Annotated in this window: 14 protein-coding genes and 1 tRNA gene; 7 read left to right on the plus strand and 8 right to left on the minus strand. The window is 66.3% G+C overall.

What is annotated here, in order from left to right:
• Positions 1-80 precede the first annotated feature (80 nt).
• The gene (locus ASG77_RS08940) at positions 81-1,121 is read left to right on the plus strand and encodes a pirin family protein (protein ID WP_056344086.1); all 1,041 of its coding nucleotides are present in this window, start codon (positions 81-83) and stop codon (positions 1,119-1,121) included.
• Here ASG77_RS08940 and ASG77_RS08945 read toward each other — a convergent pair.
• Entirely contained in the window at positions 1,107-2,036 is a 930-nt protein-coding gene (locus ASG77_RS08945; protein WP_056345128.1) for an N-acetylglucosamine kinase, read from the minus strand. The two genes, ASG77_RS08940 and ASG77_RS08945, sit on opposite strands and share 15 nt — an antisense overlap.
• A 126-nt stretch (positions 2,037-2,162) precedes the next feature.
• On the minus strand, positions 2,163-3,149 hold the full coding sequence (locus tag ASG77_RS08950) for a LysR family transcriptional regulator (RefSeq protein WP_056344090.1): 987 nt from the start codon (positions 3,147-3,149) through the stop codon (positions 2,163-2,165).
• Between the two features lie 91 nt (positions 3,150-3,240).
• On the opposite strand from ASG77_RS08950, the gene ASG77_RS08955 reads away from it, so the two are divergent.
• Together ASG77_RS08955 and ASG77_RS08960 are read left to right on the plus strand one after the other, a co-directional pair.
• The gene (locus ASG77_RS08955; RefSeq protein WP_056344093.1) at positions 3,241-4,527 is read left to right on the plus strand and encodes an MFS transporter; all 1,287 of its coding nucleotides are present in this window, start codon (positions 3,241-3,243) and stop codon (positions 4,525-4,527) included.
• A 121-nt stretch (positions 4,528-4,648) separates the two neighbouring features.
• The gene (locus ASG77_RS08960) at positions 4,649-5,152 is read left to right on the plus strand and encodes an Lrp/AsnC family transcriptional regulator (RefSeq protein ID WP_056344094.1); all 504 of its coding nucleotides are present in this window, start codon (positions 4,649-4,651) and stop codon (positions 5,150-5,152) included.
• Here ASG77_RS08960 and ASG77_RS08965 read toward each other — a convergent pair.
• Positions 5,149-6,390, minus strand: coding sequence for an MFS transporter (locus ASG77_RS08965; RefSeq protein ID WP_056344096.1), 1,242 nt, complete (start codon positions 6,388-6,390; stop codon positions 5,149-5,151). The two genes, ASG77_RS08960 and ASG77_RS08965, sit on opposite strands and share 4 nt — an antisense overlap.
• Positions 6,391-6,557: 167 nt before the next feature.
• Between ASG77_RS08965 and ASG77_RS08970 the strand changes: the two genes are divergently transcribed.
• Genes ASG77_RS08970 through corA form a run of 3 tightly spaced genes read left to right on the plus strand, consistent with a single transcriptional unit; the run spans position 6,558 to position 8,526 of the window.
• On the plus strand, positions 6,558-7,094 hold the full coding sequence (locus tag ASG77_RS08970; RefSeq protein ID WP_056344100.1) for an Lrp/AsnC family transcriptional regulator: 537 nt from the start codon (positions 6,558-6,560) through the stop codon (positions 7,092-7,094).
• 9 nt (positions 7,095-7,103) lie between these two features.
• Positions 7,104-7,529 (plus strand): DUF1761 domain-containing protein, encoded by a 426-nt coding sequence (locus ASG77_RS08975; RefSeq protein WP_056344103.1) that lies wholly within the window; start codon positions 7,104-7,106, stop codon positions 7,527-7,529.
• Position 7,530: 1 nt separating this feature from the next.
• Complete coding sequence (corA, locus tag ASG77_RS08980) at positions 7,531-8,526, plus strand: magnesium/cobalt transporter CorA (RefSeq protein ID WP_056344106.1); 996 nt, start codon at positions 7,531-7,533, stop codon at positions 8,524-8,526.
• Positions 8,527-8,562: 36 nt separating this feature from the next.
• Here corA and ASG77_RS08985 read toward each other — a convergent pair whose 3' ends face one another.
• The 5 genes from ASG77_RS08985 to galU form a co-directional block, all read right to left on the minus strand.
• Positions 8,563-10,158, minus strand: a complete 1,596-nt coding sequence (locus ASG77_RS08985) for an ABC-F family ATP-binding cassette domain-containing protein (protein ID WP_056344109.1) — start codon at positions 10,156-10,158, stop codon at positions 8,563-8,565.
• A 71-nt stretch (positions 10,159-10,229) separates the two neighbouring features.
• Positions 10,230-10,302, minus strand: a tRNA-Ala gene (locus ASG77_RS08990).
• A gap of 138 nt (positions 10,303-10,440) precedes the next feature.
• Entirely contained in the window at positions 10,441-11,346 is a 906-nt protein-coding gene (locus ASG77_RS08995) for a hypothetical protein (protein WP_056344112.1), read from the minus strand.
• A gap of 148 nt (positions 11,347-11,494) precedes the next feature.
• The gene (locus tag ASG77_RS09000) at positions 11,495-12,112 is read right to left on the minus strand and encodes a GNAT family N-acetyltransferase (protein ID WP_056344116.1); all 618 of its coding nucleotides are present in this window, start codon (positions 12,110-12,112) and stop codon (positions 11,495-11,497) included.
• A 5-nt stretch (positions 12,113-12,117) separates the two neighbouring features.
• Complete coding sequence (gene galU / locus ASG77_RS09005; protein ID WP_056344117.1) at positions 12,118-13,023, minus strand: UTP--glucose-1-phosphate uridylyltransferase GalU; 906 nt, start codon at positions 13,021-13,023, stop codon at positions 12,118-12,120.
• A 107-nt stretch (positions 13,024-13,130) separates the two neighbouring features.
• Between galU and ASG77_RS09010 the strand changes: the two genes are divergently transcribed.
• Positions 13,131-13,751, plus strand: a complete 621-nt coding sequence (locus ASG77_RS09010) for a 5-formyltetrahydrofolate cyclo-ligase (RefSeq protein WP_056344120.1) — start codon at positions 13,131-13,133, stop codon at positions 13,749-13,751.
• Positions 13,752-13,832 lie beyond the last annotated feature (81 nt).

Here is a 13,832-nt window from a genome sequence, read left to right on the forward strand (position 1 = left end):
CCGCCCGCGGATGGGTCCTTCGATCACCCGGTGAAGGGACTGCGCTTACGCCCGGCCCTGCCCGCGCCTAGAGTTGGTCTGTGACCAACTTGGAAGTGGCTCCGCAACAGGAACTTTGTCCGCCAGCGGGCCCTGAAGGGACGTCCGGCCCTTGCCTGCAGCTCTGGCCCGAACGGGAGGTTCCGCTGGGCGGCGTGCGGGCCATGAACGTCCGGCGCACGCTCCCGCAGCGCGGCCTGCCCACCATCGGAGCCTGGTGCTTCCTGGACAGTTTCGGTCCGGACCGCATCGCCATGTCCGTACTCCCCCACCCGCACACCGGGCTGCAGACGGTCACCTGGCCGCTTGCGGGGAACATCCGGCACCGGGACAGCGTGGGTAGCGATGTTGTGGTCCGGCCAGGTGAGCTGAACATCATGACCGCCGGGCACGGGGTGTCGCACTCCGAGTTCGCCGCGCTTCCAGATTCCGATGCAGGTCCCGGCGCGGGTGCGCCGCTGCCCGTGCAGCGCGGCCTGCAGCTCTGGGTAGCGTTGCCGGATTCGGAACGCCATCGCGAACCTGCGTTCGAGCAGCACCGCGAACTGCCTTCCGTGACGGGGCCGGGTTTCACTGCGACGGTGATGGTGGGCGAATTCGCCGGGGCGGTGTCACCGGCCACGATGTACTCCCCCATCATCGGAGCGGACATCTCCTGCGACGGCCTGGCCGTCCTGCCCCTGAACGCTCACTTTGAGCATGCCGTCCTGGTGCTCGACGGCGGGCTGACGCTGGACGGGCAGGAGGTCCCGCCCGGGCCGCTGGGCTACCTGGGTGCGGGGCGTTCGGCGCTGGAGTTCCAAGCCCTGCCCGGCACACGGTTCCTCCTGGTCGGCGGGGAACCTTTCCAGGAGGAACTGCTGATGTGGTGGAACTTCGTGGGCCGCACGCACGACGAAGTGGAGCAGGCCCGTGCGGACTGGGAAGCCCAGGCCGCACTGCCTGACGCTGCTGCCCGCGGAGCCCGCTACGGGCTGGTTGAAGGGCACGGCCCGGATGCGGGCGCCGAAGCCGGACGCATCCCCGCCCCCATCATGCCTGCCGTCAGGCTGACACCCCGGAAGCGGTCAGTGGGCCCCTGACGCTTCCGAGACCAGCTTCAGGACGCCAAACACAGGGTCCTGGTCCAGGACCCGGACATCGGAGACGCCGGCGGCGGCCAGGTGGCTCCGGAATGAGTCCTGCAGCGGAATCACGTTCATGCCCAGTCCGCTGCCGAGAATTACCGGGCCGTCGATTCCAAGCTTCCGCAGGGCCTGCGCAGCCAGGCCGGCAAGATCCTTGCCGGCCTGGTCCAGCAGTTCCTGGCTGGCCGTGTGGCCCGCCGCTGCCGCGTCCACCACCAGGCGTGCCTGCTGGGCCCAGAACCGGCGGCCGGTGTCCGGGGAATGGAAGAGCGCAATCAGCCTGTTGGGGTGGTCCACTCCGCACGCGGCAAGCAGAGCCTCGGTCAGCTGGTCCGCCGGGAGTCCCTGGTTCATCCGGCGCAGGCTGTGCCGGACTGCCTCACGGCCGAGCCAGTAGCCGCTGCCTTCATCCCCAAGCAGGTAGCCCCAGCCGCCTGCCCGGGCCTCGTCGCCGGCGGCGTTCCTTCCCCAGGCTGCAGAGCCGGTTCCCGCGATCACGGCCACGCCGGTGCTGGCGCCGCCCGCGGCCAGCAGCAGCCGTGAATCGTGGACCACCGTGACTTTGGCTCCCGGAACATGGGGTTCGATCAGCGCGGCCAGGGCTGCGGCGTCGTCGTCGGTGTCTATGCCACCGGCCCCGGCATACACCTGGGCCACCTGGCCGCCGCCGATCCGGGAGAAGAGATCCGCGAGGTTCAGTGCAGCCTGTTCGCGGCTGACGTTCTGGACGTTGGAACTGCCGGCGGACTCGTCGGCCACGGCAACCCCGTCCTCAAACCTGACGCCGCGGGTCTTCGTGCCGCCGATGTCCAGGCCGATGATGACCCCCGCGAGGGGACCCGGGGCGGCCGCGGACGCGGCGCCGCCCAGCGGGTGGTCTCCGGAAGTTGTGGTCTGGGGGTGTTCGCTGTCAGTCACGTCCCCCAGCCTACTGAAACGCTGGCGGCGAATCGCTGCCACGCCGCCGGACGCCGCCGTGTCCCAACACCGCGCCGCCTATCCCCTGCCTGAACGGGCGGCCACGAGGCCCGCCAGCAATTGCGGGCCCTCCTGCAGGACCATCTCCCGGAAGAAGCGCACAGGATCGGGCTCGGCGTCGGGGCCGGGTTTCCGCCTGCGCCAGCCCAGCCCGATTTCGCGGAATGCCAGACCGGATTCCAAGCCAAGTTCAACCCAGCCCAGGTCGCCGGTTTCCGGGCTGATGTGGCGCCCCGGGGCATTGCCGCCGGGCGGCAGGATGCTGACGCCAAGTCCCGCGGCGACCAATCCACGGGCGGTGTGGGTGTCCTGGCTTTCGAAGGCGATCCGCGGCCGGAAGCCTGCCTCGCGGAACAAGGCATCCGTCAGTGACCGCATGCCGTACCCCGGCTCCAGCGCGACGAAGGGGTCCCGGCGGATGTCCTGCATCCTGACGGCGTCCCGTCCGGCCAGCGGGTGGCCGTGATGAACCACCAGCCGGAGGGGCTCACGGTAGAGCGGCGCCGAAGAGATGGTGCTGCTTGCCGCCGGAACAGGGGCGGTCAGTGTCAGGTCCGCATGGCCCGAGGCCAGCTCCGCCAGGCAGGTGTCCCGCGCCCCCTGGCTGAGGATGAAGCCGGCCTCCGGGTGGCGGCTGCGGAAGGCACTGATGAGCAGGGGCAGGGTGGCCTCCCCGAACGTGTGCTGAAAGGACAGCGACACCTTCCCCCGAACCACGTCCGACTCGTGCCGGACCAGGTCCAGTCCGGCCTGGAACTCGGTCAGGGCGGACTCGATGTACGGCAGCAGCGTCCGTGCGGCCGCTGTGAGGCGGATGCCCCGTCCGTCCCGGATCAGCAATTCTGTTCCGACGACGGCGCTGGCCCGGGACAGTGCCCGGCTCACCGTGGACTGGGGTACTCCCAGGAGCTCGGCCGTTTCCGTGACGTGCTGGGTCCGGCCCAGCTCAGCCAGGATGGGGAGGAGCGGCAGGAGCTTCACCAGCTGTTTGTGGTCCGCGTGCATGGGCTCCACCTTTCAAATGATCCACTCTGGATATGAATTATGCCTAAAAGATGCATTGGAAGCATATATTGCCGAAGCCTACCCTTGAGCTATGCCACAGAATGCCGCAGCCCCAGGAACGTTCACTCCAGCGCAGGATCACTGGGCGGGACATCCCAAAGGCTCCGCTGCCTACAACAAGATTCTGGCCGGCCTGGCCTTCGCAGGCGTGGCAACGTTCGCCCAGCTCTACTCCACCCAGGCGGTGTTGCCGCTCCTGGCGGCAGACCTGAAGGTAACCGCGGCAGAGGCCGCGTTGACCATTTCGCTGGCCACCGTGGGCCTGGCCATCACCGTCATTCCGTGGTCCTTCCTCGCGGACAGGATCGGCAGGGTGAAGGCCATGGCATGGGGCATCTCCGCCGCCACTATCCTGGGCTTGCTGGTACCGCTCGCCCCCACTTTCGGCGCCCTGCTTGCCTTGCGGCTGCTGGAAGGCATGGCGCTGGGCGGGATCCCGGCCATCGCCATCGCCTACCTGAACGAGGAAGTGAACAGGGCCCATGCGGCCATGGCCGCAGGCAGCTACGTTGCCGGCACTACGCTGGGCGGGCTGGCCGGCCGGCTCGTGGCAGGTCCGGCAGGTGAGCTCTGGGGCTGGCGAACGGCCGCCCTGGCCGTTTCCCTGCTGGCAACAGTGGCCGCGGTACTCTTCCTGGGTCTGGTGCCACAGGCGAAGGGATTCACCGCCGCCAAGGCCGCCGGGCTGCGCGGTGCCATGGCGACGCTCCTCGGGCATGTGCGCAATCCCCGGCTGCTGGCGCTCTACATCCAGGCCTTCCTGATGATGGGCGGGTTTGTGGCCGTCTACAACTACCTCGGCTTCCGGCTGTCCGCTGAGCCTTTCACGCTGCCTGCCACCCTGATCAGCCTGGTCTTCCTGGCGTACCTTTCCGGAACGTTTTCTTCCCGCTGGGCCGGCGGGTTGACGGCCAGGTTTGGCCGCAGGAATGTGCTGCTGGCTGGCATCGTCCTGATGGTGGCCGGGCTGGCGCTGACGCTTACGCAGCTGCTCGCCCTGATCCTTGCCGGCCTGGTGATCTTCACCGGCGGCTTCTTCGCGGCCCACAGCATCGGCGCAGGCTGGACCGGAAGCATCGCCACCACCGGCCGCGCCCAGGCATCGTCGCTCTACAACCTGGCCTATTACCTGGGCTCGAGCGTCATCGGCTGGGCGGGCGGACTGGTGTTCCAGTCCCTGGGCTGGACGGCGCTTGCCGTGGCAATCATGGCCCTGGCGTGCATCACGGCGGTGACAGTCGCCGTCGTACATCCCCGGGGGAACGACGAAACGGCACGGGCCGCCACACAAGGGCAGGCGGAAGCCGCGCGGCCGTAGAACTATCCGCCATTAAATGGCACGTGTGTCTGGCGATTGTTCGGCAGGGATGGTTGCGTTCCGGGGTGATCAACAGGAATCCGGCGTCTAGGATGAACTGACGGACATTCAAGGAGATTCCATGAGCAGCAACCCAAAAAGCATCCGGCCGGCCAGCCACTTTGAGCCGCTGGATGCCATCGATGAACGGCTTCTGGCCGCCTTGGTGGACGATGCCCGGATCTCCAACAAGCAGTTGGCAGAACTGGTGGGCATTGCACCGTCCACCGCGCTCATGCGGACCCGCGCATTGTCCGAACGTGGCATTGTCCAAGGATTTGAGGCGAAGCTAAGCCTCTCGGCCATCGGCAGGTCCGTCCAGGCGCTTGTGGCCGTCCGGTTGCGGGCCCACGACAGGGACCAGATCGACCGCTTTACAGCCCGCGTTCCGCACCTGCCCGCGGTGCTCTCCACCTTCCACACGTCAGGCTCCGTGGATTACCTGCTGCACATCGCCGTTGCCAGCACCGAGGACCTGCGGGACTGGGTCCTGGACAATCTCGCCACCGACCCCGTGGTGGGCCACACCGAGACCACCCTCGTCTTTGAGCACATCCAGGGGAACCACGGTCCGCTGCCGGACTAGGCTGTCCGCTGCAGCGCCGTCCGAAGCGTGACGGCGGACAGCGCCAGTGCGGCGGCGCTGCACAGCACCACGAAGCCCGTCACCGCCGTCGGCAGCCCGAACACCGCGGTTGCCCAGCCCAGCCCGATGACCGGCACGGCGCTGCCCAGGTACGTGATGACATAAACCGTGCTGATGACCTGGGCGTGCTGTGACGATTCCACCTTCGCGGCCACATCATTGAAGACCGTCCGGAAGGCGACGCCCTGGCCCAGCCCCGCGCAGACGCTGGCACCGGCCAGCAGCAGCGGACTGCTCCAGGCGGCCGCTGCAGCCAGGAGCAGCACCGAGGCGCCCAGGACGGCCAGCCCCACGGGCACGACGAAGCGGCCCCGCACGGACAGCACCTGGCTCAGGGCGGAGGCGGCCAGCGTCATCCCGGCCAGGGCACCGATCAGCGGCCGTGAATCGGTCTGAATGATCGGGGCGAAATAGGCCGGTGCCAGCGACAGGCAAAATCCAAAGACGGAGAAGCTGAGGAAGCCGACGGCGGCCGCAAGCCAGAAAGCGCCCCTCGCCTCGGTGGATACCGAAGGCCGTCGGGGAGCCAGGACCAGGACGCGCCGCCGGCCCGCCGGCGCCTTGATGGCCGGCCGGGCCTGAAGCAGGTAGAGCGGTACCAGCATTGCCGCCAGGACGAGCGAGTGAACGTAGTACGGGGCGGTGGTGGGCCCCGGCAGCAGCGACAGCAGGCCGCCGATGACCGGACCGGCCGCCACGCCTCCCGCCGTCGCGAGCAGCGTGAAGCGCGTAGCCCACTCCGGCCTGGACGGGAGCAGTTCCCGCAGCGCGGCGGCACTGGCACCAGTGGCCAGGGCAACGGCCACACCCTGAAGGGCCCGTCCGGCAGAGAGCGCCACGAGGTTTTCTGCCTGCGAGAAGACCCAACTGCCAGCCAGTCCGGCGAGTACAGCCAGGATAAGCGCCGCCCGCCGGCCGATGTGGTCCGACCAGTGGCCGGCCAGCATCAGGGTTGCCACCAGGGCCAGGACATAGCTGGCAAAGGCCGCCGTGACGCCGAGTGCCGAAAGGCCAAGACTTGCCTGGAGCAGCGGATACAGGGGCGTGGCCAGGTTCGCACCGACCAGCAAGGTGAAGATGACGGCGCCGGCCATCACCAGCCGTGCGGTAGTGGATGCATCCCAGCCCTGACGCCCGGCGGTAGCCGGACGCATGCGGAGTTCATTAAAGACTGTCATTGGCGTTGCCTTGGCGTCGACCGGGGAGGGAGGTCCTTGTGGGAGGCCGCCCCGGGGGAAATTGATACCTATAGAATGCTTCAGAGGTGACCGTTTGGGCGCTTGTCCGTGGAACAATTGAGCAAAATACGCAATTCTTAACGGCGCAAATAACTGAAAGTGACAGTTTGCCTACCCTTGATCCCACTGACCTGAAGATCCTCCTGGAACTCATCCACGATCCCCGCATCCAGATCGGCGAGTTAGCCGAGGCGCTGGGGATTGCGCGCAACACAGCGCAGTCGCGGGTCCGGCGCCTGCTCCGGGCCGGAGTGCTGCACGACGGCGGCCGCGAGATCGACCTCGAGGCCGTGGGGTACGACGTCGTCGCCTTCGTCACGATCGAAGTGACGCACCGGGAACTGGACGGAGTCGTGGGCGCCCTCCGGCTGCTCCCCCAGGTCCTGGAGGTCCATGAGATTTCGGGGCGAGGTGACGTGTGGTGCCGTGTGGTGGCCACCGATACGCACAACCTGCAGTCCGCCCTCCGCCAGATCCTCCGCATCAAGGGCGTCATCCGGACCGAAACTGTCCTGGCTCTCCACACCCATATTCCGTACCGGACCGAACCCCTGATCAGGCGCCTCGCACAGGCCGCGCCCGGCACCCCAACACGGCCCAAGGAATTGACCGAACGCGGCGGCGGGCCTGCCGAAGGCCGTTAGGATTCGAGCATGGATTGGCTTTCGCATATTTCACAGATCAACTGGCTCGCCGTGGCGCTGGCCTTCATCGCGAGCATGGCCATCGGCTTTGTCTGGTACATGCCGGCCGTGCTGGGCAAGCGGTGGATGGCCGCCATCGGAAAGACTGAAGAGGACCTCAAGAACATCAGCGGCGGCGCGGGAATCTGGGTTCCCATGATGGTCACCGCCGCCCTGACCGCCATCCTGCTGGCTGTCCTGATCAGCAAACTGGGCCTCGAAAACGCTGTGGCGGGCGGTGGGTTCGCCCTGGTGCTCGCGCTGGTGTTCCGCGCCGGCGGGCACGTCATCCATAACGGGTTCGCCGGCCGCCCGACAACAGTCACCCTGATCGATTCCGGACACGACCTGCTTGCCATGACGGTGGCCGGCGTGATCATCGGGGCAATGTCCTGACATGACCATCATCGACAATGCCGTCTACGTGGACGGCGTCCGCAGCGCGGAACCGGAGAGCCTGGAACAGACCTTCGAAACGCTCGCCGAGCACGGAGGCATGGCCTGGATCGGGCTGTACCGGCCCACGGCGGCGGAAATGACGGCCGTTGCCACCGAATTCGGGCTGCACGCCCTGGCGGTGGAGGACGCCATCTCGGCGCACCAGCGGCCCAAGCTTGAACGCTACGAGGACAACCTGTTTACGGTGCTCCGCCCGGCGCGGTACCTGGACGCCACCGAGACCGTGGAGTTCGGCGAGCTGCACATCTTCACCGGCCGGAATTTCGTGGTCACCATCCGCCACGCCGAAATGGCCGGCGTCGCCCGGGTGAGGCGCCGTCTGGAGGGCCGACCCGACCTGCTCCGACACGGCCCGGAAGCCGTTCTCTACGCGCTGCTGGACCTGGTGGTGGACGACTACGCGCCCGTGGTGGCCGGGCTGGAAAACGACATTGACGAGATCGAGGACCAGCTCTTCAGCGGGGACACCACCGTCTCCCGCCGCATCTATGAACTGGCCCGCGAAGTCATCCAGTTCCAGCGGGCCATCCATCCCCTGCCGGACATGATGCAGCAGCTCAAGCGCGGCTTTGAAAAGTACGGCGTGGACACTGAACTGCAGCACAGCCTGCGGGACGTCGAGGACCATGTGGAGAGAGTCATCTCGCGCGCCGATTCATTCCGTGATCTGTTGCAGAACGCCCTCACGCTGGACGGAACGCTGACCGCCAACCGGCAGAACCAGGCCAGCGCCGAACAGAACGAACAGGTGAAGAAGATCTCCTCCTGGGCGGCGATCTTCTTTGCACCGTCCTTCGTAGCAGGGGTCTACGGAATGAACTTCGACCACATGCCCGAACTCCACTGGGTCATTGGCTACCCGATGGCCATCGCGCTGATGGCCGGCACCGCAGGCCTGATGTACGCCATCTTCAAGAGGAAAGGCTGGCTGTAGGGCTGGCGGCCGCGGGGCCCCGGGCTCCGCCGAGCCTCAGGCGACGTGGAGTTCCACACTCCCGTGGCCTGAGTCTGCAGCGCTGAATACCAGCCGGCGGTTGGCAATCTTGTCGGTGAAGAATCGGTCATGGCTGACCACCACCACCGCTCCCGGGAAATGCAGCAGGGCGCGTTCCATAACCTGGGTACTGGAGAGATCCAGGTGGTTGGTCGGCTCATCCAGCAGCAGCACCGAAGCACCCGAGAGCAGGCACTGGGCCATGGCCACACGGGCGCGCTGGCCGCCTGAGAGGTTGCCGATCTTTTGCTTGAGATCAGCTTCGGAGAACTGGAACATGGCAAGGAACCTGTTCACCGACTTCTTCGTCGCAGTCAGGGCCAGGCTGTCAGGCATCGCGTTGACCGCATGGGTGACCGTGTCGTCGTCGTCCAGTTCTTCCAGGACCTGGTTGTAGGAGACCATTCCGGCGCCCTTGGCCCAGGCCACGCTGCCAGAATCGGCCGGCTCTTCGCCGGTGAGCGCCCGGAGCAGCGTGGTCTTGCCGCTGCCGTTGGACCCGACGACGGCGATGCGGTTACCGCGCCCGATCTCGAAACTGAGGCCGCTGAACAGCGTCCGGCCGCCGTAGGCCTTGCTCAGGGATTCCACCCGGCACAGGACATCCTTGACGTACAGACCGCCGTATATCTCCGTGATGATCTGGTCCACGGGCCGTGGCGCCCGGGACTTCTTGATCCTGGCCAGCTGGTTTGCCAGTCCCTTGCCGGCCGCCTTGGCCGCTTCCCGCCGGTCTGAGATGCCTTCGGCCTCGAAGGCCAGCAGCTCGGACTCGTGGACGAACTGGCTCTCCAGGCTCTTGAGCTTGAACTGCTTCGCCACCACGTATTCGGCGAAGTTGCCCGGGTATTCGTGGAGGTGGAAGTTCTCCACTTCGATGATCCGGGTGACAACGGAGTCCAGGAACTTCCGGTCGTGCGAGACGATGATCGCAGCGCCTTTGAAGGTCCGGAACCAGCCTTCGAGCCATTCGACGCCGGCCACGTCAAGGTAGTTGGTGGGTTCATCAAGCAGGAGGACGTCCGGGGCTTCCAGCAGGATCTTTGCCAGCGCTGCCCGGTTCCGCCAGCCGCCGGAGAGTTCATCGATGGCGCAGGTGCGGTGGTGGTCGCTGAAGCCGAGGGTGGTGAGCACTTTGTCGATGCTGCGCTGGTAGTCCCAGCCATCCAGCCGGTCCATGGCCTCAAAAAGTTCGGACTGGCGGTGGATCAGTTCATCCAGCCGAGCTGCGTCCGAGGAGTCGGCGGCGATGGCCGCGTCGATGCCTGCGAGCTCGGCTTCGATCTCCTTCACATGGGCGAACAGTCCGTCCAGGACCTCCGCGATGGTGGATTCGCCGTTCAGCTCGGAGAACTGGGAGAAGTAGGCGGCCTTGGTTCCGAGCTCGACGGCGACGGTCCCGGAGTCGGGAGCCACCTGGCCCTGGATCAGCTTCAGGATGGTGGACTTGCCCGAACCGTTCTTGCCGATCAGGCCGACCCTGTCCCCTGTTTCAAGCTTGAAAAAGGCTTCGCGGAGCACCTGGGTTTTGTCAAAGCTCACGTTGACGTCGTTCAGCCGGATCAAACTCATTGATGGTGTCCAATCCAGTGCTAGCTAGCTGCGGGCCTGGGAAACACGGTTCTGGCCAGACAGATGATGTGTGGAGCTAAGGAGATTCGAACTCCTGACCTCTTCGATGCGAACGAAGCGCTCTACCAACTGAGCTATAGCCCCGGAACAGTCCGTGTCCCCGGGAAGGAACGGCGGTACCGGTGACCTTAGGCTACAAATTTTCGTCCCGCATTGCGAATTGACACTCCGCGCCCGGGCTGATGGGCGGTTGGGTCTGCTTCGGGCGAACCCGGTGGGGTATCAGGCGCGGCGGCGCTGCAGGACGTCGTCGAGGTTGCTCAGGGCGCTCTGGGCCTTTGTGAGGGGCTTGGCAGCAGGCGCGGCCGGCAAGGCTGCGGGGACGCCCTGCTTCAGGGACGGCTTACCGACGGCTTTGGGCGCCTCGGGAAGGTCAAGCGGCTGGGGAGCCGGGCGCTCGGCCTTGGCGGCCGCAACGTACACGGGTGTCGGCACATCCACCGGTTCCCAGGTTGTGTCAGCCGGCGCCAGGGACGCTGCAGCGGCGCTGGCATCTCCGGCGGCAACAGCGACTGCCAGTGCGGCTTCGCGGAGCTCCATCGCGGTCAGTGGCTTGGGCTTCGGCTGGGGCTGGTGGGCCTCGGCGTCGAACAGCCGGCTTTCCGGCTGGGCGGCGGGACGCGCTGCGGTGTCCGTGGCGACAGATCCCTGTCGCCGCACGGGGGCACTCATCGCTGAGCGGAACGCGGCGTTCACTTTGGCTTTGCGGTCACGCACGGCGAGGAAGCGGAGCACCGCAACGGCTGCGATGGTGGTGGCAAGGCCGGCGACCGGTAGCAGAGCGCTCCCGATTCCGAACGGCAGAAGAACGCCCGAAACAAACGCGGTCAGCAGCGCCAGGACACCAACGAGGGCGATCCCTGTCCTGCCATAGCGGATCCGGAACGCGCCGCCCGTCGTCGAACGGCCGGACGTTTCCGTTGCGGTCTCGGGGCTCTTCCTGATCTCCATGGCTTTCTCCTGCTGGGCGGTGATATTCAGTACCATCCCGGCTCTCGGTTCCGATGATTCAATGGCTGGTACTTCCGCCAGGAAGTCGCCAGCGGCCTGGGCCTGGTGCCGGCGGTTCCGCAGAACGTAGGGCGCAACCCACACGATCCAGAGCACAACGGCAACCACAAGGATCACTGAGCTGCTTAGGGGGAAGTCCACAATCAAAACCGTATGAGTATTACGGCAGCCGCCCCCGCATTAGCCACGGTGTGTCGCGGGCATCGTGGCAATTGATTGGATTTATGACCTTGGAAGTACCCATGGAGGGTTCAGGTCCCGGGGGTCAGGACCGGGACCTGAGCCACGGGGCGAGCAGCCCCTCCGGGACCTCGTCGGCGGTCAGCGCGAAGGACCGGTGGTCCGCCCACTCCCCGTTGATGTGAAGGAAGCGTGGACGGTAGCCTTCGTCGCGGAATCCCAGCTTCTCAACCACGCGTAGGCTGGGGCCATTCTCGGGCCGGATGTTGATTTCCATCCGGTGCAGGCCCATGGCTTGGAAACAATGGTCAGTGGCCATGGCCACCGCCGTGGGTGCGATGCCGTGACCCGCGCGCGCATGGTCAACCCAGTACCCCAGTGTCGCCATCATGGCCGAACCCCACACAATCGAGGACACAGTCAGCTGGCCAACAATGACCGGAGCTGCCAACCTGGGTGTGCGCTCAGTGATCAGGAACGGCAGGGCCGTCCCCTGGGCGGCCTGGATTTTCAAGGACCGCACCATCTGCCGGTAGTCAGGCAGCGCACCGCCTGGTGCCGGGTTGGATGCTTCCCATGGCGCCAGCCACTCGCTGTTGCGCCCACGGACCTCGGTCCATTCCTTCTTGTCCCGGTACCGGATGGGGCGCAGGATCAGGTCGCCGCATTCGAGTGTCACGGGCCAGATGGGTCCGGGGCGCACGGCAGTTATTTAGTGAGGCCGGCCGTGAAGCCCGGCAGCCACTCCCGCAGTCCGGGGCCGAGGTCGTCGCTGTCAATGGCGAGCTGGACGCAGGCCTTGAGGTAGCTGAGCTTGTCACCGGTGTCGTAACGGCGGCCGCGGAAGACCACTCCGTAAACTCCGTAGCCATCGCCTTCGCCGGCTGCCAGTTCCTGCAGGGCGTCGGTCAGCTGGATTTCCCCGCCCCGGCCGGGGCCAGTGTGCTCGAGTACGTCAAAAACTGCGGGGTGGAGGACGTAGCGGCCAATGACGGCCAGGTTCGAAGGCGCCTCGTCCACGCTGGGCTTTTCGACCAGCTTGTTGATCCTGACGTAGCCTTCACCGTCGATCTCCTGCACATCGGCGCAACCGTAGGCACTGATCTGGGAGGGTTCCACCTCGATGAGGGCCACCACGGATCCGCCGGTCTTGGACTGGACTTCGATCATGGTGCTGAGGAGTTTGTCCCGCGCATCGATCAGGTCGTCGCCCAGGAGGACGGCAAACGGTTCGTTGCCGACGTGCTGCTTTGCACGCAGTACCGCGTGGCCCAGGCCGTTGGGGTCACCCTGGCGGACGTAGTGAATGTCACCGAGGTTGCTGGCTGCCTGGATGGACTCAAGCTTCGCCAGGTCGCCCTTGGCTTCCAGGGTGTCCTCCAACGAAGGAACCCTGTCGAAGTGGTCCTCCAGGGCACGCTTGTTGCGTCCCGTGATCATCAGGATGTCGTTAAGGCCAACATTGACAGCCTCTTCAACCACGTACTGGATGGCCGGCTTGTCCACCACCGGGAGCATTTCCTTGGGCATGGCTTTTGTGGCCGGCAGGAACCTGGTGCCGAGTCCGGCAGCGGGAATAACGGCCTTGCGTACTGTCTGCTGAGTGGTAGTCACTGGACTAATCTAACGGAGGGGCTGACCATTCAGTAATTATTGGTGGCTCCTGAGCCGGCGCGGCGCAGACGCTGCAACGGCCACCCTAACGGCAGAGAAGGAGCGGCATGTCCCAAGGAAGCAGCGAAGCCAAGGCGGACATCCGCGCACGCCATCGTGCGCGCCGCGCCGCGACGGACGCCACCCAGCGCGACGCGGCCGGTGCCGCCCTGGCCGTCCACGGCGCCGCATGGGCCGAACAACTGACCGGTGGGACGCCGTCGACCTTTTGCGCCTACCTGGGCGTCGTCCCCGAGCCGCCCACGCTGCCCCTGATCAGCGAACTCCACCGCCGCGGCCACACCATCCTGCTCCCTGTCTGCGAGCCCGGCCGCAGGCTGAGCTGGACGTACTGGACCCCCGGCGTCGAGTTTGTCCGCAGCCGCTATGCACCGGTGCTGGAACCTGCCGGACCGCGCCTTGACCTCGGCATCATGGCGTCCGTTGCTGCCCTCTTCATCCCCGCCACGGCCGTGGACAGGGACGGCAACCGCATCGGCCAGGGCGGCGGCTACTACGACGTGCTGCTGGCCGCCCTGGCCGGGGACGGCCTCGATATCCCGTTTGCGGCCATCGTCTTCGATTCCGAACTGCTCCCGGCCGGAAGCATTCCCGCCGAAGACTTTGACCGGAGGGTTCCGGCCGCGCTCACGCCCTCAGGTTTGATCCGGCTGCCGGACCCGGCCTGACGGAGGGCTGCTTTCCGGGGGTGATAGAATTGGCACTCAGGCCCTGCGACTGCTAATGGACGGTTTCCGCTCACCGCAGCA

The organism is Arthrobacter sp. Soil762 (assembly GCF_001428335.1).
Lineage (GTDB): Bacteria > Actinomycetota > Actinomycetes > Actinomycetales > Micrococcaceae > Arthrobacter.